The 26,290-nt window shown below is 48.2% G+C and carries 22 protein-coding genes and 2 pseudogenes; 19 read left to right on the top strand and 5 right to left on the bottom strand.

Annotated elements, in window-relative coordinates; genetic code table 11:
• Positions 1-21: 21 nt before the first annotated feature.
• The 9 genes and pseudogenes from E2980_RS09270 (at position 22) to E2980_RS09235 (ending at position 11,477) form a co-directional block, all read left to right on the top strand.
• Positions 22-1,539: a glycoside hydrolase family 43 protein gene (locus E2980_RS09270; RefSeq protein ID WP_135151973.1), complete on the top strand. Its 1,518-nt coding sequence runs from the start codon at positions 22-24 to the stop codon at positions 1,537-1,539.
• Between the two features lie 2 nt (positions 1,540-1,541).
• Positions 1,542-1,637, top strand: a pseudogene (locus E2980_RS24635) (family 43 glycosylhydrolase); the annotation flags it as partial.
• A gap of 234 nt (positions 1,638-1,871) precedes the next feature.
• The gene (locus E2980_RS09265) at positions 1,872-2,855 is read left to right on the top strand and encodes an ABC transporter permease (RefSeq protein WP_135151901.1); all 984 of its coding nucleotides are present in this window, start codon (positions 1,872-1,874) and stop codon (positions 2,853-2,855) included.
• A gap of 17 nt (positions 2,856-2,872) precedes the next feature.
• Positions 2,873-3,754 carry a carbohydrate ABC transporter permease gene (locus E2980_RS09260; protein WP_135151900.1) on the top strand — a complete coding sequence of 294 codons (882 nt, stop codon included), beginning with the start codon at positions 2,873-2,875 and terminating at the stop codon, positions 3,752-3,754.
• Between the two features lie 71 nt (positions 3,755-3,825).
• A complete protein-coding gene (locus E2980_RS09255) occupies positions 3,826-5,403 on the top strand; it encodes an extracellular solute-binding protein (RefSeq protein ID WP_135151899.1) in 1,578 nt (525 codons plus the stop codon).
• 164 nt (positions 5,404-5,567) lie between these two features.
• Positions 5,568-7,295: a sensor histidine kinase gene (locus tag E2980_RS09250; protein WP_240702949.1), complete on the top strand. Its 1,728-nt coding sequence runs from the start codon at positions 5,568-5,570 to the stop codon at positions 7,293-7,295.
• Between the two features lie 2 nt (positions 7,296-7,297).
• Positions 7,298-8,041 carry a response regulator transcription factor gene (locus E2980_RS09245; RefSeq protein WP_135151898.1) on the top strand — a complete coding sequence of 248 codons (744 nt, stop codon included), beginning with the start codon at positions 7,298-7,300 and terminating at the stop codon, positions 8,039-8,041.
• Positions 8,038-9,120: an alpha/beta hydrolase gene (locus tag E2980_RS09240; protein ID WP_135151897.1), complete on the top strand. Its 1,083-nt coding sequence runs from the start codon at positions 8,038-8,040 to the stop codon at positions 9,118-9,120. The genes E2980_RS09245 and E2980_RS09240 overlap by 4 nt, the downstream gene beginning before the upstream one ends.
• A gap of 38 nt (positions 9,121-9,158) precedes the next feature.
• Positions 9,159-11,477, top strand: coding sequence for a glycoside hydrolase family 95 protein (locus tag E2980_RS09235; protein ID WP_135151896.1), 2,319 nt, complete (start codon positions 9,159-9,161; stop codon positions 11,475-11,477).
• A 587-nt stretch (positions 11,478-12,064) separates the two neighbouring features.
• Here E2980_RS09235 and E2980_RS09230 read toward each other — a convergent pair.
• The 5 genes and pseudogenes from E2980_RS09230 to E2980_RS09210 all read right to left on the bottom strand — a co-directional run bounded on the left by E2980_RS09230 (position 12,065) and on the right by E2980_RS09210 (position 16,687).
• On the bottom strand, positions 12,065-13,003 hold the full coding sequence (locus E2980_RS09230; protein WP_135151895.1) for an NADP-dependent oxidoreductase: 939 nt from the start codon (positions 13,001-13,003) through the stop codon (positions 12,065-12,067).
• 18 nt (positions 13,004-13,021) lie between these two features.
• Entirely contained in the window at positions 13,022-13,507 is a 486-nt protein-coding gene (locus E2980_RS09225) for a MarR family winged helix-turn-helix transcriptional regulator (protein ID WP_135151894.1), read from the bottom strand.
• A 17-nt stretch (positions 13,508-13,524) separates the two neighbouring features.
• A complete protein-coding gene (locus E2980_RS09220) occupies positions 13,525-14,604 on the bottom strand; it encodes an alkene reductase (RefSeq protein ID WP_135151893.1) in 1,080 nt (359 codons plus the stop codon).
• A gap of 187 nt (positions 14,605-14,791) precedes the next feature.
• A pseudogene (locus tag E2980_RS09215) lies at positions 14,792-15,866 on the bottom strand (MFS transporter).
• Positions 15,867-15,940: 74 nt separating this feature from the next.
• The gene (locus E2980_RS09210) at positions 15,941-16,687 is read right to left on the bottom strand and encodes a pirin family protein (RefSeq protein WP_135151892.1); all 747 of its coding nucleotides are present in this window, start codon (positions 16,685-16,687) and stop codon (positions 15,941-15,943) included.
• A 240-nt stretch (positions 16,688-16,927) separates the two neighbouring features.
• Here E2980_RS09210 and E2980_RS09205 point away from each other — a divergent pair, with 240 nt between their 5' ends.
• From E2980_RS09205 to E2980_RS24155, 10 genes are all read left to right on the top strand, one after another.
• Entirely contained in the window at positions 16,928-17,974 is a 1,047-nt protein-coding gene (locus tag E2980_RS09205) for a helix-turn-helix transcriptional regulator (protein WP_135151891.1), read from the top strand.
• Between the two features lie 109 nt (positions 17,975-18,083).
• Positions 18,084-18,878, top strand: a complete 795-nt coding sequence (locus E2980_RS09200) for an SDR family NAD(P)-dependent oxidoreductase (protein ID WP_135151890.1) — start codon at positions 18,084-18,086, stop codon at positions 18,876-18,878.
• Between the two features lie 214 nt (positions 18,879-19,092).
• The gene (locus E2980_RS09195; protein WP_240702948.1) at positions 19,093-20,541 is read left to right on the top strand and encodes a spore germination protein; all 1,449 of its coding nucleotides are present in this window, start codon (positions 19,093-19,095) and stop codon (positions 20,539-20,541) included.
• Positions 20,542-20,552: 11 nt separating this feature from the next.
• A complete protein-coding gene (locus E2980_RS09190) occupies positions 20,553-21,638 on the top strand; it encodes a GerAB/ArcD/ProY family transporter (protein ID WP_135151888.1) in 1,086 nt (361 codons plus the stop codon).
• Entirely contained in the window at positions 21,635-22,723 is a 1,089-nt protein-coding gene (locus E2980_RS09185; protein WP_135151887.1) for a Ger(x)C family spore germination protein, read from the top strand. The genes E2980_RS09190 and E2980_RS09185 overlap by 4 nt, the downstream gene beginning before the upstream one ends.
• Before the next feature lie 148 nt (positions 22,724-22,871).
• Positions 22,872-23,276 (top strand): Rrf2 family transcriptional regulator, encoded by a 405-nt coding sequence (locus E2980_RS09180; RefSeq protein ID WP_135151886.1) that lies wholly within the window; start codon positions 22,872-22,874, stop codon positions 23,274-23,276.
• 109 nt (positions 23,277-23,385) lie between these two features.
• A complete protein-coding gene (locus E2980_RS09175) occupies positions 23,386-24,288 on the top strand; it encodes an NAD(P)/FAD-dependent oxidoreductase (protein ID WP_135151885.1) in 903 nt (300 codons plus the stop codon).
• Positions 24,285-25,490 (top strand): MFS transporter, encoded by a 1,206-nt coding sequence (locus E2980_RS09170; RefSeq protein ID WP_338080650.1) that lies wholly within the window; start codon positions 24,285-24,287, stop codon positions 25,488-25,490. Before E2980_RS09175 ends, E2980_RS09170 begins: the two co-directional genes overlap by 4 nt.
• 61 nt (positions 25,491-25,551) lie before the next feature.
• On the top strand, positions 25,552-25,716 hold the full coding sequence (locus E2980_RS25100; RefSeq protein WP_135151971.1) for a GerAB/ArcD/ProY family transporter: 165 nt from the start codon (positions 25,552-25,554) through the stop codon (positions 25,714-25,716).
• A 226-nt stretch (positions 25,717-25,942) separates the two neighbouring features.
• Positions 25,943-26,290, top strand: coding sequence for a Ger(x)C family spore germination C-terminal domain-containing protein (locus tag E2980_RS24155; RefSeq protein WP_167747049.1), 348 nt, complete (start codon positions 25,943-25,945; stop codon positions 26,288-26,290).

Below are 26,290 nucleotides of genomic sequence, written 5' to 3'. Positions count from 1 at the left end.
GAGGTTACGGTGAACAAAACGATGAGCACGATGACGATCAAAAACCCCGTCATTCGGGCAGATGTCCCGGATCCGAGCGTCATTCGGGTGGAAAGCACCTACTACATGGTCAGTACGAGCATGCATTCGATGCCCGGCTGCCCGATTATGAAGTCGACGGACTTGATGCATTGGGATCTTGTGAATTACGTGTTCGATACGTTCGAGGATAACGATGCCCACAACTTGCTGAACGGGAAGGGCATTTACGGTAAAGGCTCTTGGGCGGCTAGCTTGCGTCATCACAACGGCATGTTCTACGTGTGCTTCTCTAGCAACGACATGCAGCAGTTCTACGTCTATCGGACGGCGGATATCGAGAACGGACCTTGGGAGCGTTCCGTCATTAAGGGGCTTCATCACGATCCGGCTTTGCTGTTCGACGACGGACGCATCTTCGTCATCCATGGCAACGGAGATATCCGTATTACGGAGTTTACGGCCGATGTGACCGCGCACAAGCCGGACGGCATCGATCAGCTCTTGTTCGAGACGGAACGCGACGGCATCGGATTGCGATGCGAAGGCTGCCACGCTTATAAGCTGAACGGCTACTATTATTTGATCTTTATCGATTGGCCGCGCATCGGCAACAGACGTCGCAGGGTGAACGTTTATCGCTCGCGAGAGCTTCTAGGACCTTACGAGAATAAAATCGTTCTAGACGACGATATGGGCTATTTCAACAACGGCGTCGCGCAAGGCGGCATCATCGATACGCCGACTGGCGAGTGGTACGCGGTGCTGTTCCAGGATTACGGCGCCGTCGGCAGAATTCCTTGCGTCGTTCCCGTGACATGGGAAGAGGATTGGCCGATTCTCGGCATAGACGGCAAGGCGCCGCAGACGTTCGAGGTGCCGTTGCCGAGCTCTGAAGCCAAGCCGCTGGTCATCAGCGACGAGTTCGATTACATGGAGAACAAGCTGGCCCTGAACTGGCAGTGGAACCACAACCCGGACAATCGGTACTGGTCCGTAACGGCGCGTCCGGGCTTCCTGCGCCTTGCGACGGGATATCTCGCGCGCAGCGTCGAATATGCCCGCAATACGCTGACGCAGCGTACGGAAGGTCCGGCCTGCATCGCGAGAACGGTTATGGATTCGTCGGGCATGATGCCGGGCGACCATGCCGGCATGGTCGCCTTGCAGAGCAACTTCGGAACCGTCGGCGTACAGGTTGCGGATAACGGGGACAGGTACGTGACCATGTGCGTAAAGCAAGACGGGGGCGAAAAAGCGGTCGAAAGCATTCGATTTGAAAGCAACTGGATTTACTTAAGAATCGACTTTAATTTCGTGGACAATATCGATCTTGCTCATTTCTATTATTCGGAAAACGGCGAGACGTGGAATCCGATCGGCCGCCCGCTTCAGATGAAGTATACGTTGGATCATTTCATGGGCTATCGGATCGGATTGTTCAACTACGCGACGAAGCAAACCGACGGGTTCGCCGATTTCGACTACTTCCACTTCGCCAAGAAGGACGCTGCCCAATGACAATGACTTACCGCAATCCGGTCATTAGCTGATTCCATCCCGATCAGAGCGCCTGCAGGCACGGAGACGAGTATTACCTGGTAACGAGCTCCTTTGAGTAATTTCCAGGTGTTCCGCTCTTTCACGATGACAAACGGAAGCACCGATAAATACGCATGGCATGTTGCCTTGGGTATTTATCGATGCTTTTTTATATCAACGTATTAGGATTGGATGCTGATGAAAAATACAAAGTGGGCGATCTTTAAAAATGACAACGCTTTCTTAAGAATGTTGGCTTTCGACGCGCTCGTCTAGAAGGGTAGACTTATAAGCAAGGGGGAGGAACAGGAATGGAACTGGATACTCGGATTACAGGAACCGCAGGAAAAGGCGGACGACAAACGCAATATTGGAAGCGGTTTAAAAAGCAAAAGACGCTGCACCTGTTTGTTGGACTCGGCATGATCTTCTTATTAATCTTCGCCTATACGCCGATGTTCGGCATTATCATGGCGTTCAAGAACTATTCCATCTCCACCGGAATCAAGGGGATTTTCACGAGCGAATGGGTCGGAATCAAGCATTTCGACGAGTTCGTGAACGACTATCAATTCGGAACGATTGTCCGAAACACGCTGGTGTTAAGCTTTCTCAAGGTGATTTTTGCCTTTCCCGCCCCCATCTTGCTGGCCATCTTGCTGAACGAAGTGAAAAATATGCGGTTCAAGCGATTCGTCCAGACCGTCAGCTATCTGCCGCATTTCATCTCTTGGGTCGTGGTCGTCGGCATCGCTTTTACCTTCCTGTCGGCCGATATCGGAATGGTCAACAAGGCTCTTATGGGCATGGGTCTAATCGAAAAGCCGCTGGATATTCTCACCAACCCCGACTCCTTCTGGGGATTGGCCGTCGGAAGCGCGGTGTGGAAGGAAATGGGCTGGTGGACGATCATCTTCCTTGCCGCAATTGCGGGGATCAACCCGGCTCTATATGAAGCAGCGCAAATTGACGGTGCCGGACGCCTGGCGCGTATTCGCCATATCACTTTTACCGGCATGAAAGGAACGATCGTGGTGGTGCTCATCCTTACGATCGGGAGCATTCTGGGCGGAGGATTGGTCGGCTCGAATTTCGAACAGGCTTTCCTGTTCGGGAACAGCATCAACAATCCGACTTCGGAGATCGTCCAAACCTATGCGTTCAAGGTTGGCTTGAGAGACGGGCGGTTCTCCTATGCGGCAGCCATTGATCTGATCCAATCCGTCATCTCCGTCGTGCTGATCTTCTCCAGCAATTACATTGCCAAGAGAACTTCGGGATCAAGCTTATTCTAGGAAAGGAGGGATCGGCGATGTCGCTGAGCCAGAGACAAAAGGACCGCATTATGGACACATTGATCTACACGATCTTGTTCATCATGATGTTGTCGATGCTTTATCCGTTTTATTACGTCTTGATTCTATCCTTCAACAAGGGAACCGATTCCCTTCTCGGAGGCGTCTACTTATGGCCCCGAACCTTCACTTTGGAGAACTATATTCGATTCCTGGACGACCCGCATTGGTATCAAGCCTTTCTGGTGACGATCGCGAGAACGTTGACGGGTACCGCGCTGGGCGTTTTGTTCACCTGTCTCGTAGCGTACGGTCTCTCTCATCGAGACCTGTTGTTTCGCAAAATCTATTTCACGGTTATCATTTTCGCGATGTACTTCTCGGGCGGATTGATTCCTTACTATGTGGTGCTGCGTTCGGTCGGGCTGCTAAATACGTTCGGCGTATATGTCATTCCGTCCATGCTGAGCACGTTTTTTCTGCTGATCGCCATCTCGTTCTTCCGCGAAATTCCCGGTGAACTGAAGGAATCCGCCCATATAGACGGGGCGAACGAGTTTGTGATTTTCTACCGGATCATTCTTCCTGTGTCGATGCCGCTAATCGCTACCATGGCGCTTTTCACGGGAGTGGGCCAATGGAACTCCTGGCTGGACTCCGCTTACTTCGTGCAATCGGAAGGATTACGGACGCTCGCATTCCGGATGATGGAGGTCATCAACAAGAGCAACGCGCCGATGGATGCTATCGCCGTCGCGAACAGCGCGTCCGCAGGCGTCACCAGCTATTCTCTCCAGGTAGCGGCCATGGTGGTTTCCATCGCGCCCATCGTATGCGTATACCCGTTCCTGCAAAGATTTTTTATCCAAGGAATCATGTTGGGTTCCGTAAAGGGTTGACCGATTTCCATGATATTAAAGCGCTTGCTTTTGCTTTAATATATAAATCACTATTCATTGGAGGGGTTACATTGAACAGAAACAGAAGCAAGAAGGTACTGGTCTTATCGCTGACCGTTATACTGGTGCTGGTGTTGCTGTCGGCATGCGGGAAGAACAATGCCGGACAAAAGGAAAGCGCTGGAACCGGAACCAATACCGCATCCGAAACGCCGGCAAAGAACGGGGAGATCAAGGAGCTGTCGTTGTTCATCGATGCGTCATGGTACCCGGTAAAGGAGTGGAAAGGCGCGATTGCGGAGAAAATTACGGAAAAAACGGGCATAAAGCTCAATGTGACGGTCGCGACGGATGATAAGCAGCTTCCGCTGATGATCGCCTCGGGCGATCTCCCGGATCTCGTCTTCACCAATGCCAACATCGACCGGATGTCGGATTCGAAGCTGTCCTATCCTTGGAATGAACTGATCGAGCAATATGCGCCGGATTTTAAAATCGATAAGACGAGAATCGCGATCCATACGATGGACGACGGCAACTTCTATACGGTTCGAAATTCCTTCGCGACGCAGGAGGAAGTGGCTCAAAATAAATACTCTGTCGGCAGCGACGGCAATCCCGGCATTGCCGTCCGGGAAGATATCCTGAAGGAACTCGGGAATCCGCCGATCGATTCGCTGGACAATTTCCAGAAGCTTCTTGGCATGGTTAAGGAGAAGTATCCGGATATGGTGCCGCTTATTATGGACAAGGACTGGATTGAACAATATTTCCTGCAGCAGGTAGGCGTCGAGGGCCTCCTAGATGGCTGGTATGAAAAAGATGGAAAAGTGGATTATGCGATCAGACAGCCGAAGATGCTGGAATTCTTCAAGTTTATGAACAGTCTGTACCGCAATGGATACATTCTTGCGGAAAATTTCGCTTACACGAACGATCAGATTGACGATCAGTATGCGACGAGCGGGAAAGCATTCGCTCACAGCCATACGGTAAGCATAGCGGAGTCGGATAACATCAAAATCAAAACCGCGGGAAGCTCGTACACGTTCAAAATGCTGCCGAGCGCCTTGTCGAAAGACACGAAAGCCGTCAGTTCGGGTCTTGGCTTCGCCGGTACCTTCATCACCAAGCAAAACAAGGATCCGGAGGCGTCGATCAAATTCATTCAATACCTTGCAAGCGACGAAGGCAAAAAGTTGACCATGTTCGGTGTCGAGGGCGAGCATTGGACGTGGAATGAAGAGGGTTACCCGAATCTGAAATATGATCCGTCGGATGCAGATTTCGTGAACAGCAACGGTATCAAATGGTGGTACCTGTACAACGACGGAGTCACGGAAGGCATGCTGGGCTATGTTCCGGGCGCACAGAAGACGCAAGCCTTGATGGAGAGAAAAGCGTTCACGACCTATAAACCGGAGCTCGGTCTGATTCAGATGCAACCGGATTCCCAAGAAAAGACGATCAAGACTAAGATCGACGAAATGATTAAAAACGAGAAGGTTAAAATTTATCTGGCGAAGTCCGAAGAGGAAGCCGTTTCCACTTACAAGAACATGGTGAAGAACGCCGAAAAGATCGGTTTGGAGCAGCTGGTCGATTGGGCTAACCAAACGTATCAGAAGAAAAAGGACCTGTTTAAGTAATAACGAGAAGTCCGGCAGGGACGCGAGGCGCCCCTGCCGGACTTTGCATGCTCAGGTAACGACGGCCGTTCATCCGATTTGAAAGCATATCGCCTCTACCGGACTTAGCTGGTTAATGGTACGGTAATGGTATACGGATTCAACTGTCGGAGAGAAGGGCTACCATGAGCATTATGCGTAAGATCGTTCTAGGATATGTGATTCTTATCTTCATTCCGGTCATTGCCTTCGGTTACCACTACTATACGCAAATCTACGGCAACCTGACCCAGCAGTTCGTGGAAAGCCGGCAAAAGATACTGGAACAGGCGTACGCCAACTTGAGAACGGATTTTGCCCGAATCCAGTCGGTGCATCGGTTGCTGCAGTATAATCCGTACGTAACCGACTATTTGGATGGCGTTTACGAGTCCGACGCGGAAAGCGTGTATGCGTTAATTCGATATATTTTGCCCTTATACACGCAATCTCAGATCGCCAATCCGGAGATCGAATCTCTCGTCATCTACAAGATGAAGGATCGGGTCTTACCCATGACCAACCAATTCCGCGACTACTCATTGCTGGATCCGAGGTTAGAGGAGATCGTCTCGTTCTTGAAGGCGGGTCAAGGAATGTGGCTGCGAGCCGATCCGGAGGCATCGGATCCGGATCTGATTTATTACCAGTATATTTACAACACTCAAATCACGGAGAGGATCGGCCTGCTTGAAATCCGGATCAGCAACAGCCTGATCCGCAATTTCTACGATGCCGCAGGTGTGGAAGGGAACTGGAGAGCCAATCTGCTATCCGAGCAAGGCAAGCCTCTGACGGACGAAGCGGCGGTATTGGACGATAAGACACTAAGACTGCTGCAAGCGGAAGAAAGCGCTTTTTTTATCAATCGAAAAACGATCGTGAATCAGTTGAAGCTCGAAGCGCTTGGCGTTCGCGTCATCGTAACCGGACAGGTGGGAGACGTATTCCGTTCCATCAAACAGAAAGAGATCGTTTTGGTGACGATGATCGTGCTGCTATTGCTTGCATTATCTATCGCTTATTATGTATTGGCTTCCACGATCACGAAGCGTATTCTGAGGCTTGCCCGACATATGCGCACCTTAAACGACGATAACTTGAGACAGCACAGCATCAAGCAAGGAAGGTTCGAAAAAGATGAAATCGGGTTCCTGACCGCAAACTACAATTCCATGGTCCGGCGAATGGACGAACTGATAAACAATGTCCATCGCGCCGAGGTACGCAATAAAGAAGCGGCGTACAAAGTGCTGCAAGCCCAGATCAAACCTCATTTTCTCTACAATACGCTCGAAACGATTCGGATGGTCGCCGAATCCAACAACGACAAGGAAGTCGCCGATATTTCCTTCTGGTTCGGGAAATTGATGCGCTACAGTCTGTCGTCCGAGCAGGACGAGACCGTTCTCGCGAAGGAGATCGAAATGGTCACCTTCTACCTGAACATTCACAAGATGCGGCTTCAGAGCAGACTGACCTATGAGATTAACATTGCCGTCGATGCTCAGCGCCTTTCCTGTCCGCGCTTCCTGCTGCAGCCTCTCATTGAAAACGGCATCGTGCATGGGGCGTCTGCCGTACTGCGGCCTGTTCATATCCGGCTGCAGGCGACGGAAACGGAACGGGAGATAACGATCGCCGTTTCCGACAACGGCAACGGGATCCCGCCGGAGAAGCTTCTTGATCTGCAATCCAGGCTTTCGAAGAACGACCAGACCAAAAAAGCGGAGGAGTCAGGCGGCTTGGGACTCATGAATGTCAACGAAAGGGTTAAGGCCTTTTTCGGAGGAACTTCTCGGCTAGAGGTATCTAGCGCGCCGGGCAAGGGAACCTGCTTGCGCATCATCATCGCGAAAAGGACGGAGAGCTGACGGTGAAGGTATTGATTGTAGATGACGAGCCCTTGATTCTGAATGGGTTGGTCAAAATCGTCGGAGAAGTCGCGCCGGTCGGCACGGAAGTTCGTGAAGCCCTCAATGCCCCCGAGGCGTTGGAGATCATGAAGATTTACATGCCGGACGTGACGATCACGGATATTAATATGCCCGAGAAGAATGGATTCGAATTGATCGGGGAGGCCAGATCGGAAGGGCTATGCGAGCGTTTCATCATCCTCACCGGTTACGACGAATTCGAATACGTCCGCCAGGCTCTGCGCTCAGACGTGGTGGATTATCTGCTAAAGCCACTTGATAAAGAAGAGATCGCCGCCTTGCTGGAGCGCGTTAGAGACGAGTTGCCGGCCGCTTCGGATTCCGAATACAGCTGGCATGCCGTACGGATTCTGGCCTATATGCAAACGAATTACATGAACGATCTGTCACTGGATCATCTTGCCGATCGGATGAACCTTCATCCGAATTATATCAGCAGTTTGTTTAAGAAAGAGACGGGAGACACCTTCGTGAATTATTTGAATTCGCTGCGGATTCGAGAGGCGCGGAGGCTGTTAAAAACGCAGGGACATCTGACCGTCTGCACGATCGGACAGCAGGTCGGCTACGACACCAAGCACTACTTCACGAAGGTGTTCAAGAAATATACGGGCATTACCCCGGGCGCTTACCGCGAGGGAGAGCAGGCGACGGAGGAAAATGATGAAGGAGATGGACAATGAAGAACGCTGGCGTGACGGCCGTACCTGCAAGTTATAGGCGAGCCGTGAGAAAAGAGTTGCAAGGCTCGGTCCATGAGGTTTCCTATCCGGTCAGTCATTATATTAACGCTTCGAGACAGCTTGTAACCGACCGTAAAGCTGATCCGGAAGAAGCCGGAAGAGAAACCGTTCGAGCAAACGCAATAACGAAAGCATGCAACCTATATTTGCCGCCGGGTTACGACGCAAAGGATATGGACGCCCGATATAACGTGCTGTATCTGCTGCATGGAGTAGGCGGGGACCATAACGAATGGCTGTTTGGCAACGGCAATTCCGACGGTCGTTATCTCTTGTGCAATCTATTCGACAATCTAATCGCAAACGGCGATATTGATCCGCTGATCATCGTATTCCCGAACGGCAGAAGCGCGCATGACTGGTCGGATCGCGCGTTCAGACCCCCGGGAACCAACATGTTGGGGTTTTACTATTTCGATTATGAGCTCAGATACGATCTGATCCCTTATATCGAATCGAAATACCCTACTTGCGCGAATATCATGGATACTTCCTCCGAGGGAATCCAATATAACCGCATGCACAGGGCAATCGCGGGTCTATCGATGGGAGGCATGCAAGCCTTGAATCTGATCCTCGGCGGCTTCCGATGCGATTCGGCCGAGTACGCCGAAACCGAGAGCCCTTGGCAAAATGGGCTGGCGGAGACCGTACAAGCGCCGGGCATGTCGGATTTGTTTGCTTATGTCGGAGCTTTCTCCAACGCGCCAACATCGAGCGCGGGAAAGGCTCTCGGAACCCGTATGGCCTTATGCGGTCACAGGCTTCATTTGCTTTATACGACCTGCGGAGATGCGGACGAAGTGGCAATACACAGCTATCGGGCATCGATCGAAGGGCTCGCGGATTCTGCAAAAGAAGTTCTTGGTGACTATTACCAGATCCTGATAAAGGACGGGCTTCATGATTTCGACGTATGGAACAACGGCGTGTATAATTTTATTCGACTGGCCTTTCGAAAAGGGGGAGAACAGCTTCAGTCGCGCATTTTCCAAACCGAATTGACTCTCCAACCCTGATGGAACGGTATAATCATAAAGGAAAGGATCGAATGCTCATGCATAAACAACACTCCGACAATAAGGACAGGCTGTTCTATCGCTCTCCCGCCCTGCAATGGGAAGAAGCGTTTCCGATCGGCAACGGACGGCTGGGAGCTATGGTATTCGGTGACGCATGCTCCGAACGATTGCAGTTAAACGAAGATTCCTTATGGCATGGTGGACCCAGGGATCGCCATAACCCGGATGCCTTGGCGCATCTCCCGGAAATTCGGCGGCTTATTTTCGAAGGGAAACTGAAGGAAGCCGAGCGCCTCGCTTCGTTGGGCTTGACCGCCATCCCAGAAACTCAGCGTCATTACGTCCCGCTCGGCGATCTGTTTCTGAACTTCGAGTACGAGGCGGATCGCGAGATCATGGATTACGAGCGGGAGCTCGATTTGTCGGAGGCTGTAGTTCGCATCTCGTATAAGGCAGGAAAGGTGAAATACAGACGCCAAATCTTCGCGAGCTATCCAGACGGCGCGATCGTGATCAGATTGACGGCGGATGCCCCTGGCCAAATATCGTTCACGGCAAGAATGGGACGGGAGAATTTCCGCTACGTAGATCTTATCCGCGCGGAAAATGGGAATTCCATCGTTATGAGCGGGAATAGCGGCGGAGGCGTCAATTACTGCGGCTTGCTTATGTGCAAGCCTGAGGGAGGGCAAATGCGCACGATCGGGGAACACCTCGTCGTCGCGAATGCCGATGCCGCATTGTTGGTCATTACGGCGACGACGGATTTTCGCGACCCGGACCCGGAATCCGCGGCGCTCGCCAATGCCCGGCGGGCAGTCTCAAGGCCGTATATGGATATGCTGGCATCGCATACGGAGGATTATCGCAAGCTGTTCGATCGGACGGCGTTACGGATTTACGGCGAGCCAAACATAAAGGAAGAAGACACCTCGAAACGTTTGCAAAATATGAAAGCAGGATTCGAAGACCCCGGGCTTCCGGCTTTATATTTTCAATACGGTCGATATCTGCTTATCGCTTCAAGCCGACCTGGGTCGCTGCCCGCGAATTTGCAAGGGATTTGGAATAAGGATATGCTGCCGGCCTGGGACAGCAAATTTACCATTAACATCAATACGCAAATGAATTATTGGCCGGCTGAGATCTGCAATTTATCCGAATGCCATAAGCCCCTCTTTGAACTGATCGAGCGGATGATTCCGAACGGACGCCGAACCGCTCAAGTGATGTATGGTTGCCGAGGAAGCGCCGCCCATCACAATACCGACATTTGGGCGGACACCGCGCCGCAGGATCTTTGGTTGTCATCGACCTATTGGCCGCTTGGTCTTGCTTGGTTATGCCTGCACCTCTGGGAGCATTTTCAATTCGGGCAAGATGAGGCGTTTTTGGAACCTGCCTACCCCATGATGAAGGAGGCGGCTGTTTTTCTTCTGGATTACATGATCGAGCTTCCAAGCGGAGAGCTGGTCACTTGTCCCTCCGTCTCTCCTGAAAACATGTACAGGCTGCCTAACGGAGAAACTGGCGTGCTTTGCTACGGGCCATCCATGGATAGCCAGATCGCTCGCGAACTGTTCCAAGCCTGTCTTGCCGCGGGGGAAAAGCTGAAGATCGATGAGGACTTTCTGGCTGCGTTACGGCATTCGATAGAAAAGCTGCCGCAGCCTCGTATCGGACGTCATGGCCAATTGCAGGAATGGTTAGAAGATTACGAGGAGATCGAGCTCGGGCATCGCCACATCTCGCATCTGTTCGCCTTGCATCCGGGAACTCAAATCGCTCCCGAGAAGACGCCGGAACTGAGCGTGGCTGCGCGCAGGACGCTTGAACGCCGTCTCGAGCACGGGGGTGGTCATACCGGCTGGAGTCGGGCATGGATCGTGAATTTCTGGGCCAGATTGCGGGATGCGGAAGAAGCTTATGCCAACGTGGCGGCGCTCTTGACCCACTCTACGTTGCCGAATCTTCTCGATAACCATCCGCCGTTTCAGATCGACGGCAATTTTGGCGGAATAGCGGGCATCGCCGAGATGCTTCTGCAAAGCCATGAAGAGACGATTCATCTTTTGCCCGCTCTTCCCAAGGCTTGGTCGAACGGTGAAGTCAGAGGGCTTCGGGCCCGCGGCGGTGTCACGGTGGATATCGCATGGAAGGATGGCAGAATGCAAATGGCCGTACTGAAGCCGGATCGAAAAGGGAGCTATCGCATTCGCTGCGATCAGCAGGTTCGCTTGTCGGTAGAAGGAATCGTCGGCGAACCGAAACGGCTTGACGAGATCACCCTTTCGATTGAAGCGGAGGCCGGGATTGAAACGGTGATTCTGGCCCATCCGGATACTCCTTTGTGAACAGAGCGTATTGCAATCGGAAGGACTGCGTACCGGAAGTGGCTCCGACCATCGAAAAAAATCGTGGCGTACTTATACTTATCGAGTCGACAAGGAGTGAAAGATTTGAACATAAATAAACAAGGCTTGAATCCGTATCTTCCATCGTGGAAATAAACTCCGGACGGAGAACCGTATGTTAAGGAGCGAGTAGGGAAGATCCTTGAAGGCTTAAATGTTAAGAAGTTGAACCAATTGAATTAGACTTGGGGATTCATAGGTTGGCGGGAATAATTAAGCTAAATTAAGCGAATTAAACTTATACCTTAGGAAAAATCGGAGATCCCAAAATTAGAATTTAGAAATACGAAACAAAGAATTGTTGATGGATTGAATCCCACACCGAAAGCCATACGGCTATAGCCGTACGCCTGTGACCGTTCATGTCCAGCAGCCGCAAGTGATTTTCAGCATCTCGGCTATCTTGGCGTTCACGTTTCTTCTTCTCAGTGGTCAGAACTTTCTTCGAAAGGATGATAAATCCATATTAAAAAAAGAGCCTCTAGAATCGCTTCTAGGGCTCGTTTCATAAACCTAACCTCACAGCTTCAAAATGAATTAACCTTGAGCAAAATTCTTCCTCGGCCATGTCTTGATTCACTTTTCTCATGAGCCTTCTTCGTTTCGCTTAATGGAAATATGGAATCAATCTCTGCTTTTAATGTTCCGTTGGCAAGTAATTGAGCAATGGTTTGCAAATCATTAGAGGTTGGAAACTTCGAATTAAACTTAGCTGTAACTCCATACTGTTTGGCCTTTTCAGCAGATGGGGGCTGCGTCAAGGAGACCAGTTTTCCGCCCCGTTTCAGAACAGACCATGATCGATCCTCATTATTTCCCCCAACCGATTCGATAACTAAGTCTACGTTCTTGACTTTCTCCTCAAATGGTGTGGTCGTGTAATCAATGACCAGGTCCGCACCCAATGACTTTACAAAATCCAGATTGGCGGTTGAGGCGGTAGCAATAACCTTAGCGCCTTTCCACTTGGCCAGCTGTACAGCAAATTGACCTACGCCGCCAGCGGCAGCGTGAATGAGTACCGTTTGATCGGCTTCCAATTCGCCTTCCGAAAATAATGCCTTCCAAGCCGATTCTGCACCGCCTTTAATAGTTGCCGCATCCTCAAAATTCAAGTTTTTCGGCATGTGAACCAAATCATTTGCCGGGGCAATGCCATACTCTGCGTAGCTTCCATTTACATTTCCAAAAACGCGCTCACCTTGCTGAAAACCGGTTACGCCTTCGCCTACGGCTTCAACGATACCCGAAACAGCTGTTCCAGGCGTATAAGGCAATGTTTTAATAAATATCTCTTTTAGCCAACCGTTACGGATCTTCCAGTCTAGAGGAATGGCTGCAGCGTAAGCAACTTTGACAAGAACTTCTCCAGCAAGCGGTTGAGGGCGGTTAATTTCTTCGAGTTTCAAAACATCCGATCCGCCGTACTCACCGACTTGAATGGCTTTCATTAAGGATTCAGTCATTTGTACCTCTCCCAAAGATTATTTTAAAGCTGTATCTACTTGAGCAGCCACTTTTCTTGATAAATTTATTAATCGTTCTTTTTCTTGTTCTGAAAGGTTCTCTATCGTGATTCTCTCCAGTATACTCCAAGCTTCTAGAACTTTAGATTCAAATCCACGACCAGCCTCGGTAAGGGACACAATGGTAACCCGGCCATCTTCGTCTGAACGGTTGCGGGTAATCAATCCCGCCTCTTCCAGTCTGCGGACAGATTTTGCAATGGTTGAGTGATCCAGACGCAAGGTCCTGCCAAGGCTGTTCTGCGACTGGCCGTCCTGCTGGAACAGCTGCATGAGAATGATTTCTTGTCCCGGAAAGAGGCCAGTCTCGCGAATCAATTGGGAAGCCAGTGCGCGATGCGAACGCGCAAGAGCAAAGATCGAGAAGCTGATCGGAAATTGCTTCTCTGCGCCAAATTCTACTTCGAGTAATTCATTATGGGGAAGTTTCTTTTCTTGTTTCATAGATATCCACAACTTTCTTAAGCTTTATCCAGTTCAGCAAGCGGCGGATAATCGGTGTACCCTAGGCTGCCTCCTGCATAGAGCGTAGCACGATCCGCTTCATTTAGCGAGGCACCGGCTTTAAATCGTTCAATGAAATCAGGATTAGCCAAAGCCCAAGACCCGATAGGCGCAATATCAGCAAGTCCTTCTTCGATGTCGATTGTAATATTTTCAAGCGGTCTGCCAGCACGGTTTACCAACAGAGCCGTTGGCCATTCCGATCGGATTTTGCGCAAAAGATCTTCGTTTCCGACATGTACGATGTGAAGATATGCTAAATTTAGCTTTGCCAGCTCAGATACCAGGTATTCATATAACTCAGTACCATTCGGACCTTCATCAAGACCACCCAACGGTACGCCAGGAGAGATGCGGAACCCTGTACGGTCTGCGCCGATTTCTTCCACCACTGCTTTTGCCACCTCTATGGCAAACCGGGCGCGGTTTTCAATGGACCCTCCATATGCATCAGTCCGTATGTTCGCATTCTCCGCAAAAAATTGTTGAATGAGGTATCCGTTCGCCCCATGAATCTCTACTCCGTCAGCACCCGCCTGAATGGCTGCAGCAGCTGCTTTGCGAAAATCCTCGAAGGTCGCTTTGATTTCTTCAACGCTCAACTCACGAGGGACTGGAATTTCCTGCAATCCTGCAAAAGTATACATTTGAACATCAGATGCAGGAGCGATTGCAGAAGGAGCAACCGGCTGGCGATGATGAGGGGTGTTGTCCGGATGTGACATACGGCCCACATGCATCAATTGAATGAATAGGTGACCGCCTGCATCATGTACTTGATTAGCGACTTCACGCCACCCGGCAATGTGTGCATCTGTGTAAATACCAGGAGTAAACAAATACCCTTGCCCATCATCAGACGGCTGCGTACCTTCGCTGATTAACAACCCCAATGAGGCGCGCTGCTTGTAATAAAGGGGGGTGAACTCACCTGGTGTCCCGTCAGGCAGAGCCCGTCCCCGAGTCATTGGTGCCATTGCTAGACGATGAGAAAGCTCCATTCGTCCAATTTTAATAGGACTCCATATTTTTTCCATTGTTAACACTCCTCATAAATAATGTATTGCCGGCAACATAAATATATCATAACTTTATGTGGCTGGCAACATAAATATATCGTAACGTTATGTGGTGGCAACATTTAATTGAATGTGAAGCGAATAATCTTGTCGCTTCGGGGGAAATTAAATTCCGGTCATTACGAGAACCGTTAACGCCAATACCCTAATTAGCCGTCCGATATCTCAATAAACGGCTCACGAAGACTGTGAATATGAGCAAGGAGATCGCTACTGAAGCGGCAGCGACAAGGAACAAGACCTGATACCCCGTGTATTGAGACACCCATCCGAGCATGATCGCGCCAAGCCCGATTCCCAGGTCAAATGCGGTCATGAAAGAAGCATTTGCTGCCCCTGCCCGGTTATGATGTGCAAGGCTTAAGGTTGCTGATTGAAGAGCTGGTTGTGCTGAGCCGATTCCAATTCCAAATAAAACCGATGAAGCAATCATGCCGTATAAACCATTTGACAAGATTAATACCAGCAAGGCTGCAATTGTAACCGCAAGAGCCGGTACAACCACAAATACCTCGCCATAGCGATCCGAAAGTTTCCCCGTAATCGGCCGGATTACAGTAAGCGTTGCTGCGTACACCAAAAAGAAAGTGCCTGGATTAACCTTGATCGATTCCGCAAAGAGCGGCAAAAATGTAATAATTCCGCCATATGCGACGGCCATAAAAAAGATCGCAGCCATGACGGATAAAACCGATTTTTCAATAAAATCGATTCCCCCTGCGGCAGCTTTCGGTTGAAACGGCGTTTTTGTCATAAATGCCAAAAGCATTGCTGCGGCAGAAAGGATCGTACCGAAAAGGAACAGACCGTTGAAAGAATTGTTCCGCAGGACCCAGATTCCCAGTAATGGGCCTATCGCCATCGCCATGGTCATCGCCATACCAAACCAACCCATGCCTTCTCCACGGCGCGAGGACGGAATAATGTCCGTAATCGCCGTTCCTACAGCGGTTGTGGAGAAAGCCCAGCTTGCTCCATGAAGCACCCGCAATGCCATCAAAACCACGATGCCGCCTACCCCAGCCATATAAATACATCGACAAAGCAAAGAACAGCAGCCCCCATACAATAAATGGACGCCTGCCATACCGATCCAGCAATCCTCCGACAATCGGACGAAAAATAACGGCAGACAGCGTAAACATTCCCACGGCCAGTCCAATCTGCGATTCGCTGCCTCCTAACTGTTTAATAAAAAGAGGCAGCGTCGGAACCAGCAAATAAAAACTGGTAAACAGAAAAAACATTCCTATAGTCATAAGAAAAAATGGCTTTGACCACAAACGGTCCATAATTACCCCCCCCCCCCGCTGATCGTACCTGATTTCGAGGCTGCTGCATTTAAATCCGACAAAAAAACGACGATTATCGCTTGATTTAAGGTTCTCATTATGGGCATTTCAAGTTCTGTAAACGTAAAAGCATCCCCTTTTTGAAGGGTAGTATTACCCACTTGAACCGTTCCGTTCATCACATATACAAAGGGGCTCATTCCCTTAGCAACGGGCGCTTCAAGTTCTGCTCCTGCATCCGCGTGGATATCGAATACCATGACTTGATTGCGAAATTTAAGAGGGGCATCGGAAGATTCCGGTCCAGCCACCAGCTGCCATGTGCCATTGGTATAATTAACCGGACGATCGTAGAATTGAACACCCGGCGGTAAATCCTTTTCTCTGGGCCTGACAAATATTTGCAAACCTTCAAGGTCTTCGCCCGAATTCCTTTCTTCGTGGGAAAAGCCGCTTCCAGCATTCATCAACATTAAGCGTCTACGTGTAATGTTCTCCGTAACACCGATTGAATCTTCATGAGTGACCTTGCCGCTGATAAGATAGGTCAGGATTTCATCGTTGAGGTGTTCATGCATAGGGACCAAGTTATTTGCCCTAAGAGTGGCATGGTCAATAACGCTAAGCGGCCCGAAAGCAAGATCAAAAGCCGGTACCCCATATACCTTGCCTGGTCTCATACGTCTAATTTGAAAGGGGCCGCCTCTTCCCATTGTTGGACTTTGATGAGATTTTAATATTTTAATCATAACTGTCCGCTCCTTCATGATTCTAATTGGAATTCAGTTCTAACAACCATATTTTGTTGCCAACCACATAAATATAGCATAAATTAATGTGGTCGGCAACATAATAGGTTTTCCTTTGATAAACGCCAAAAAGTTTTCTTTATAGTAAACTAACTTTGATGGACATATATTGGAGGGGTTGCTTTGCCAAAATTCTTCGTTTTTGTGAGTTTTAGTTAGTAGCTAAGGAGGCCCATATGTATGAAGTCTTATACCTCTGACCGAATTAAAATCCCGCCGGGATTTTGGGCAGGATTACGTCAATTAGGGATTGCCGCCCACGACGTAGCCCGCAAAGCACGACTGCCGCTCACCATTATTACTGAACCAGTAGTCACCACCGCCCAATATTTCGCGATCTGGCAGGCTTATTCCGATCTCATTGGTGACACTGCCAAAGGAATCATCAAGCTTGCGACCGTCTTTGAAACAGCGAAGTACCCACCGACCGTCTTAGCGACTTACCACGCTCGTGACTACCGCGAAGCTCTAAACCGAATGGCTCGGTACAAACAACTGTGCCCCCCCGAAAGCTTACGTATCAACGAGGAGGGCGAGCACTGTACAATCGAACTGGAATGGCTGTATACCGAGCAACCCGGTCCGCCGATGCTGATTGGTATCACGTTGGCATTTCTTCTGGAGCTTGGGCGCCGGGGCACAGGTCAACCTTTGACGGCCCGGTTCGTCGAATTTTCGCACTCAATGGGCGATGTACAGGCCCTTGAAGCTTACTTCGGCTGCCGTATCCGGATTGGTGCAAAGTGTAACCGGTTGACGCTACATCGAAGAGATCTGGACCGCCCCTTTGTCTCGTACAACGAAGAGTTGCTGGAGATCCTGACTCCCGTTCTGGACCGATCGTTGGATGAACAGCAGCGCAGCCGCTCAATTACCGAGATGGTCAAATGGATCATGAAACGTAGCCTCACAGGAGGGCGCCCCGACATTCAGGCTGTCGCGAAGGAGTTGGGTATGAGCGATCGTACCTTGCAGCGCCGGCTTACTGACGAAAACACGAGCTTCAAGCATCTGTTGACACAAGCTAGACATGAGCAGGCACGAGAGTACTTGGCAGACCCCTCGCTCGATATTAAAGAAGTGGCTTTTTTGATTGGATATGAAGACCAGAACTCGTTCTACCGCGCCTTCCGCCTTTGGGAAGGTGATACTCCTTCAAATTGGCGTACTAAACATTTAGGTACAAACTCGATATCAGAAGGCCGGCCAGGAATGCCGATTTATTGAGTTTAATCGTTTGGCGTGTTAAACAAGAACTTTGGCGTATTATGCTAGATATTGAGCAATCCATACAAGGTAATATAATCACTATCCAGAGCACAAGGAGAAATGTATTATGGATATGGGATTAAACAATAAAACAGCTTTAGTTACAGGATCAACGAAAGGTATAGGTAAAGCAATAGCCATTGAACTTGCCAAAGAAGGTGTTAATGTACTAATTAATGGACGAAATGATGAAGAGGTAGAACAAACTGTAAATGAAATTAAGTCAGATTTCCCGGCTACCTCTCCTCAAAATGCTACAGCCGATATTGTGGATATTGGGCAAAGAGAAGCTATATTTGAAAAATACCCTAATATTGATATTTTAGTTAACAATATGGGTATTTATGAAATTATGCAATATGAGGACGTTGACGATGAAATATGGGAAAAATACTTCCATACTAATGTTCTTGCTGCAAATGGATTATCTAAATTTTATTTACCTAAAATGTTGAAAAATGATTATGGCCGCATTATCTTTATTGCGAGTGAAGAAGCAATTATGCCTTCAGGACTCATGCCTCAGTATAGTATGACAAAATCAATGCTATTATCATTGTCAAAAAGCTTATCTAAATTAACAATAGGAACAGAAGTTACAGTCAATACGATCATGCCAGGACCAACACTCTCTGAAAATGTGCATCAAATAATTGAGGGTATGTACCCTAATGAAGATATGACTTTTTCAGAAAAAGAGAAAGAATTTATGACTACAAACCTACCACAATCTGAAATACAGCGTTTTATCAAGCCTATTGAAATAGGCAGACTAACTACATTTGTATGTAGTCCTTATGCATCCGCATTTAAAGGTTCTCCAATCCGTATGGATGGGGGGATGGTACCGACTATTTTTTAACAATTGTAGGGCGGCAACGATAACGAAGAGATGTAGCTTGCTGCAGCGGAAGCAATTGCATCCGTTATATCGGATAAAGAAGAGGCAGACCCGAGCATAATGCTTAGGATCGCCTTTTTTTCATGTTGGAAGGGATATTTCACTTTGCTATCGTGCATTATATATTCAGGCATGATTGGTGATTCTTGCAAAAAAATAGCTGGAGCAAATACATATGAACAATAAGAACGATGATTTTAATGAAAAATTAAAAATGATGGCCGGTTCATCTGATTTTTTAATTTTTGAAAAAAGATCCAACTTTAGCCATCCGTTTACGATTTGCTATTTTAAACCTTTGGTTGACCCGACTATCTTGCATGAAAAAATAATGCCTCTGCTCAACGTTAACGCGGATCAATCTTTAGATGTGCTTTTCGCTATGCTGCCGATTACGGAGAAGAAATTGACATCGGAATGGAAATCCGTTGAGGAAGGATTACTTAAAGGGTACGCAGCAATACGATTTCGGGCTGAGGGAAATCAGACTCTAATCGTAGATGTTGGGAAGAAAGAAGGCAGAAACGTCCAGGCGCCTGAAATCGAGTTCAGCGTCATCGGTCCTAAAGAAGCATTCGTGGAATCCATCACAGCTAACTTAAATTTGCTGCGCAAGAGATTGCCTGTTCCGGAAATGAAAACAAAAGAAATGACTGTCGGTAACTTATCCAAATCCAAAATAGCCGTTTGTTACATGGAAGGAATTACGAATGAAGCGTATGTGAACACCGTTATCCAGAGAATCGAAGGTATCGATTTCGATTTTGTTCTGGATTCCTCCATGCTGTCCGAAATGATCGAAGACAGCAAAAAATCCATTTTTCCGCAGTTGTTGGATACGGAAAGGCCGGATCGCGTTGCTGCCGCGCTCGGGTTGGGGCAATTTGCCGTCTTTATGGATGGCTCGCCCCACGCCTTGATCGGCCCGGTAAATTTCGCTTTGTTTCTTGTAGCGTATGAAGATTATTATTTACCTTGGCACATGGCTTCCTTCTTTCGATTATTACGGTTTTTTGCCGTTTCTTTTTCCATTATCGCGAGTTCTCTATACGTCGCCGCGACATCTTATCATTACGAGGTAGTCTCGACTTCGCTATTAAGCACGCTGATTTCATCAAGGGCGGACATTCCATTCCCACCTATTATCGAGGCGCTGGTCATGGAATTAACAATTGATCTTTTGCGTGAAGCGGGAGCAAGGCTGCCGTCCAAAATCGCTCAAACCATAGGCACCGTGGGAGGTATCGTAATTGGTACAGCGGCGATAGAAGCCGCTCTCACCAGCAATGTGCTGCTCGTAATCGTCGCTTTATCCGCACTCGCTTCTTTCACGACGCCGAATTTCAGAATGAGCACGACGATCCGTATCCTTCGATATCCCTTTCTCTTGGGCGCCGAATGGTTAGGATTGCTCGGAATTTTTATTGTTTTCGCATTCCTTCTTGTGCATCTTCTCCGTTTGAAAAGCATTGGAGCCCCTTATTTGGTGCCCGTTTACCCTTTACGACTGTCTGATTTAAATGATTCTCTAATTCGTCTTCCCTACTCCAGTTTTCCAAGACGACCCAGTTTCTTACGCACCCGCCATTCTTCCCGAAAGAGCGTAGAAATCGATGAGGAATAAGGTGATCGAGAATGGCAGGCAAAATCGGTGAAAAATCATTGCTTTCTCCCTTCATGGCTTTTTTTGCGGCACATTGCATGCAATTAGGAATAGGCCACTTGACCTTCCAGAGCGACGTTGCAAAGCTCGTCGGACAGGACTCATGGATTGTCGTATGCTTAACCGGTATTATGTTCCATCTTGTGATTTGGATGATGTATCGAGTACTAAACAAAGCACAAAACGACATTATTTCCATCAATCAAGCCTTTTTCGGCAGGTGGGCAGGAAACGTGCTGAATTTGTTTTTTCTCGGATACTTTCTTCTTTTCGGCGGCACTACATTACGAACGTTCATTTATGTTGTTCAGGTTTGGCTGTTTCCCGATGTTCAGACATGGATACTAAGCCTGATTTTGCTGCTGCTCGCCTGTTATGCGGTATTTGGAGGGCTCCGAACGGTGATCGGGGTTTGCTTGTTTAGTTTAATTCATTATGTACTTCTCCCTCTTCATCTGGAACTTGTGCCTTATTTGCATTTTAACAACTTGCTTCCGGCCATGGATCATTCAACTTCGGAAATGATAAGAGCTACGCAGAAAATGACCTTCAGCTTTCTCGGCCTGGAAATCCTTATGATATATTATCCATGGTTCAAACAACCGCAAAAGTCCGAACGCTGGGTACATTTGGCCAATGCGGCAACGACTTTATTTTATTTAATTGAAATCGCAGCTAGTTTGACTTTCTTCAGCAAAGATCAATTAGTCAGAGTACAATGGCCCACCTTGGCTCTATTTCAATTCTTTCGGCTTCCTTATATTGAACGGTTCGAATTCATAGTCGTTACTTTTAATCTGCTTCGGGCGGTGCCCATCCTCTGTTTATGTTTATGGTCCGCAAGCCGCATCGCAAAGACCATTACGCGGATCAGACCCTCGAGGACCGTTCCCTTTTTTGCGGCCTTGCTGGCTATTTTCGCGATCTTGCTACCGGATTACTCGGCGATCAACCAAGTGCATCAATGGGGTAACTTGATGGGTAACGGGCTCGTTTACGGTTATATTCCGCTAATGTTTGTACTCTCGATGATAGCAAAGAAGGTGAAACCAGCATGATGAAAGGGGTTAGTGCTCTTCTTATTGTGCCGTTCTTTCTCACTTCGGCGGGGTGCGTGCAAAAATCGGTTATCGATCAGATAACGTTACCCATCGTCGCAGGTATAGATAAAGGACCCGGATCGATGATAAGCGTGACGATATCCTCCCCTTTATACAAGGGTGATGGTGAAAGCAAGATTATGAATATCGTGAGTACCGCCGCAAGCCGCACGTCCCAAAAAGCGGGGGGAATCCTTCAGGAAGAGAATCAATCGCCCTTCCATTACGGAAAGCTGTCCGTCACTTTGGCTGGGAGCGAGCTTGCGAAAGGAGGAATCTCAAAGGCTTTAGACTCGACCTTGAGGGATCCGAGAGTATCCAAACTTATGTATTTGGCAGTCGTTGACGGACGGGCTCAACAAATGTTGGAAGCGGACTGGTCGAAACAGATGGAGAAAGGAAGGTATTTACATCAACTAATCACCAACAATATCAAGAGTGGACATTTACCGCCGAATAATCTGCATATGTTTGAATACGCATGGTTGGGACAGGGGAGGGACCCTTATTTGCCGCTTGTAAAATTACAAGAGAAAAAAATCAAAATTACCGGACTCGCTTTGTTTGATGACGACAAGTTCGTGGCGTCTTTAAACGATGAGGAAATGAAGATTTTCCGATTGCTGGTCGAAAAAACGAAAACCGGCACGTTCGAAGTAGGATTGAATACCGATGAATATGTATCCATACTAAATCAACATTCCCAAGTCCGATATAGAATGGCAACTCGTTCCGGCATTCCTGAATTTACAATCAGAGTACGTATGAAAGGCATGATAAGGGAAATTACAGCTCACAAATTAAAAGTAACGGATCCTTACAAACGCAGAGTAGAATTGGAATTGGGAAAGTCAATTATTGACACGGGAGAGGAATTAATTCGAAGATTCCAGAAGCTAGGTATCGATCCGTTAGGTTTCGGCGACTTTGCGAGAAGCCGAACGAGACATTGGGACGAAGTGAAATGGCGAGAACAGTATCCGCATTTAAAAGTGACGATAGACGCGGAAGTAAATATATCGGGAACTGGAGCCACGAAATAATGGTGCTGTAAGATTGTAAATACGACAACAGAGTGAAAGACTCGCAAATTGCTTATAAGGCAGTTAGCGTGCTTTGAAATAGCAACTTGACAGATAAGTGACTTCGAGGATATTATAGATATAATAAGTCCTTGATTGAGGTGCTATCATGAGATTTACAAAAGCGACCAATTATGCTCTTCACACCATGCTCACACTTATTGCCGCTTCTCCGGTTACTCCGGTAGGCGTCCAGCAGTTGGCGGAATCCCAAGGCGTATCACCAACCTATCTTTCCAAAATTTTAACGAGGCTCGTGAAAGCAGGGATGATCGAATCGGTTTCAGGAGCCAATGGAGGCTATCGATTATCGCGTAAAAAAGACGATATTACGTTTTTGGATATTATTCAGGCCATTGAGGGCACCGCCTCCTTATTTGAATGTGATTTTGTCCACGGCGACGAATGCTTGATTCAAGATGTAATGAAGGAAGCGGAAGAGAAAATGGAGTCGCATCTCAAGAAAACGAAATTGGCGGACATAGCCCAAAAAGCAAACGTGAGTTTAAGATAGCCACTTTATGTTGAAAGTAAGAATGCTGGTTCGTATAAAAAGCGGTTTTTTTTCGCTATATTATAGATATTATGAATCTCTTATATCTAATTAAAAGGGGTGAGATGTCATGATTTACGATTGCGCCATTATTGGAGGAGGACCCGCTGGCTTGAATGCAGCCCTCGTGCTTGGCAGGGCAAGACGAAGCGTGGCTTTGATCGACAACAATCAGCCTAGAAATGCCGTTACCCATGCGTCTCACGGCTTTATCACAAGAGACGGGGTAAAGCCGGCCGAGTTCCGTCGCATCGCTTATGAGGAGGTGCTGCGTTATCCGTCTGTCGATCATCTGCAATCCGAGGTTGTTTCGGTTGGCAAGATGGAATCCGGATTCGAGATGCTCGGTTCGTCAGGCCTTCGCGTTCTAGCGAGAAAATTGATCCTGGCGACGGGCGTAAAGGAGATATTTCCCGAGATCGAAGGCTTTTATCCGCTATACGGGAAAAGTTTGTTTAATTGCCCCTATTGCGACGGCTGGGAGCTGCGGGATCAACCACTTGTCGTTGTTTCCGAATTTCCTTCCGTCTTTCATACAGCCAAACTTCTCCTCAATTGGAGCAAGGATTTGGTCGTATGCACGAACGGCCAGGCGCCCCTGTCGGGAGAGCAAAAAAATCGGCTTCAATCAAAGGGAATCGTGGTGATGGAGCAACCCATAGCTGCTTTCATCGGCCAAAATGGGCGGCTTGAGCATGTTCGCTTTGCGGATGGGACCTGGGTCCCAAGGGTCGGCGGCTTCGTGACTCCCCAATTTGTTCAAAGTGCGCCGTTCGGAGAACGTTTGGGGTGTGAAAGGACAGAATTGGGAGGGATCAAGACGGATGAAATGGGAAGAACATCGATACCTGGTTTATATTCCGCCGGCGATGCTTCTTACTTCATGCCTTCCCAATTAATTTTTGCCGCGGCCGATGGCAGCCGAACCGCTATTGGCGTTAATATGGATTTGATGGAGGAGGATTACGAATGACGAAAATGAGCCGTATGAACATCTACTTGCTCGCATTCGGGGGGTTTGTCGTAGGAACCGCCGAGTTAGTAGTGGCCGGAATACTCCAATTAATCGCCGATGATTTACAAATTTCCATCGGCCTGGCAGGGCAGTTGGTCACTGCTTACTCCCTTTCATTTGCCTTGGGGACACCGATTTTTGTGGCATTTACCTTACGGATGGGACGCAGAACATTGTTGGTTCTTTCATTGATCATATTTATCATAGGCTCTCTGGTTTCTTTTTTCAGTCCGAATTATGCGATCCTGATGTTTTCCCGAGTATTGTTGGGGTTAAGCGCGGGCGTATACACGGTGTCAGCTCTCGGCTCCGCCGTAAAACTGGTTCCTGCCGACAAAATGGGCAGCGCGATCGGCATAATTGCACTCGGATTTGGCAGTGCAATCGCACTGGGCGTACCGATAGGAATTGCAATAGCCCAGTGGTGGAGTTGGCAAGTCATCTTCGCTGTTTTAGCCGTTGTCAGCGGGTTGATTACGCTGGGGTTGATCCGCCTGCTGCCCCAAGTTGAAGGGGACACCCCGGTTCCTTTTACGCAACAATTCAAGGTGCTTGGCAATCCTGTAATATTGACCGGTTTGGTAGTCTCCCTCTTGATGTACACGAGTAATTCGGTGATGTTAACTTATTTGTCACCTTATTTAGAATCGATTCTTCATATGGATCAGTCCCGCATCGGAATCATGATCTTTGTTTTGGGTGTCGTTGGCGCGTTTGGTTCGCATCTGGGCGGTATTGGCTCCGATAAATGGGGAAGCGCTCGAACGATTACTATCGCTATTGCGGTATCTGCGGGTACCCTTGCTTTACTTCCCGTATTTACTTCATTATTGGCCCTAGGATTGGCATTCATCACCCTTTGGTTCTTTTCATTCTTTTTAAGCAATCCGGCATTGCAAACGTATTTTATTCAGCAAGCTCCGCAGTCAAGCAATTTGGTTCTCGGGCTGAACTTGTCGATAGTCCACTTGGGGCTGGCGACAGGTGCGGGAGCGGGAGGAGCGTTCGTAAATTCCGCCTCCACCGTCCTTTATAACCCATGGGTCGCAAGCTTTACAGCAGCCCTTGCTTTAGTGGCCGCCATCGTCTCGTTCACGTTATCTAAGAAACGCAAGAGGTCAAGCTCGTCAAAGGGGACCATACCATTCGGCTCGTTCTGAACAATTTTTACAACGGTCAGGAACGGGGAGTTGATGTCGATCTGTACGGCTAGGGCGTTTAATTGAAGTCGTAGCTAGTTTATCTTTCTTTAGCAAAGTTCAATTAATCAGAGTACAATGGCCGACCTTGGCGCTATTTCAATTTTTTCGAATTCCTTATCTTGAAAGGTTCGAATTCATAGGCGTATCTTTAACCTGCTTCGGGCTGTGCCTATCCTTTGTTTAACATTATGGTCTGCAAGCCGCATTGCCATGACCTTTGTGTCTATCAGACCATCGAGGACCGTTCCATTTTTTGCAGTTGCGCTGGTTATTTCCATGAAATTCCTAACGGATTATACAGCGATAAACAAAGTGCATCAATGGGGCTCCTTAATGGGTTCCGGTGTCGTTTACGGTTATGTTCCGCTTATGTTTGTACTCTCGATGTTCAAGAAAAAGGTGAAACCCGCATGATCAAAGGGGCTCGCGCTCTTCTTATTCTGCCGTTCTTGCTGACTCTGGCGGGGTGCGTGCAAAAAAACGGTTATCGATCAGATAACGTTCTGGGCAGGGACCCTTATTTGCCGCTCGTTAAATTACAGGAAAAAAAAATCAAGATTACCGGACTCGCCTTGTTTGATGACGACAAATTCGTGGCGTCTTTAAACGATGAAGAAATGAAGATTTTCCGATTGCTGATCGAAAAATCGAAAATTGGCACGTTTGAAGTACGTTTGAATAAGGATGAATACGTCTCCATACTAAATCAAGGTTCTCAAGTCCGATATAGGATGACTATCTCGTTCCGGCATTTCTGA

The organism is Cohnella luojiensis (assembly GCF_004564235.1).
Lineage (GTDB): Bacteria > Bacillota > Bacilli > Paenibacillales > Paenibacillaceae > Cohnella > Cohnella luojiensis.
The sequence above is the reverse complement of the archived record's forward strand: the minus strand, read 5'-3'. Positions and strand labels throughout refer to the sequence as shown.

Coding starts and splice junctions, on each gene's coding strand:
- E2980_RS09175 (WP_135151885.1), top strand. CDS start 23,386: ATGATTTACGATTGCGCCATTATTGGAGGAGGACCCGCTGGCTTGAAT.
- E2980_RS09250 (WP_240702949.1), top strand. CDS start 5,568: ATGAGCATTATGCGTAAGATCGTTCTAGGATATGTGATTCTTATCTTC.
- E2980_RS09220 (WP_135151893.1), bottom strand. CDS start 14,604: ATGGAAAAAATATGGAGTCCTATTAAAATTGGACGAATGGAGCTTTCT.
- E2980_RS09170 (WP_338080650.1), top strand. CDS start 24,285: ATGACGAAAATGAGCCGTATGAACATCTACTTGCTCGCATTCGGGGGG.
- E2980_RS09260 (WP_135151900.1), top strand. CDS start 2,873: ATGTCGCTGAGCCAGAGACAAAAGGACCGCATTATGGACACATTGATC.
- E2980_RS09185 (WP_135151887.1), top strand. CDS start 21,635: ATGATGAAAGGGGTTAGTGCTCTTCTTATTGTGCCGTTCTTTCTCACT.
- E2980_RS09225 (WP_135151894.1), bottom strand. CDS start 13,507: ATGAAACAAGAAAAGAAACTTCCCCATAATGAATTACTCGAAGTAGAA.
- E2980_RS09200 (WP_135151890.1), top strand. CDS start 18,084: ATGGATATGGGATTAAACAATAAAACAGCTTTAGTTACAGGATCAACG.
- E2980_RS09240 (WP_135151897.1), top strand. CDS start 8,038: ATGAAGAACGCTGGCGTGACGGCCGTACCTGCAAGTTATAGGCGAGCC.
- E2980_RS09210 (WP_135151892.1), bottom strand. CDS start 16,687: ATGATTAAAATATTAAAATCTCATCAAAGTCCAACAATGGGAAGAGGC.
- E2980_RS24155 (WP_167747049.1), top strand. CDS start 25,943: ATGATCAAAGGGGCTCGCGCTCTTCTTATTCTGCCGTTCTTGCTGACT.
- E2980_RS09230 (WP_135151895.1), bottom strand. CDS start 13,003: ATGACTGAATCCTTAATGAAAGCCATTCAAGTCGGTGAGTACGGCGGA.
- E2980_RS09190 (WP_135151888.1), top strand. CDS start 20,553: ATGGCAGGCAAAATCGGTGAAAAATCATTGCTTTCTCCCTTCATGGCT.
- E2980_RS09180 (WP_135151886.1), top strand. CDS start 22,872: ATGAGATTTACAAAAGCGACCAATTATGCTCTTCACACCATGCTCACA.
- E2980_RS09265 (WP_135151901.1), top strand. CDS start 1,872: ATGGAACTGGATACTCGGATTACAGGAACCGCAGGAAAAGGCGGACGA.
- E2980_RS09205 (WP_135151891.1), top strand. CDS start 16,928: ATGAAGTCTTATACCTCTGACCGAATTAAAATCCCGCCGGGATTTTGG.
- E2980_RS09195 (WP_240702948.1), top strand. CDS start 19,093: ATGAACAATAAGAACGATGATTTTAATGAAAAATTAAAAATGATGGCC.
- E2980_RS09270 (WP_135151973.1), top strand. CDS start 22: ATGAGCACGATGACGATCAAAAACCCCGTCATTCGGGCAGATGTCCCG.
- E2980_RS09235 (WP_135151896.1), top strand. CDS start 9,159: ATGCATAAACAACACTCCGACAATAAGGACAGGCTGTTCTATCGCTCT.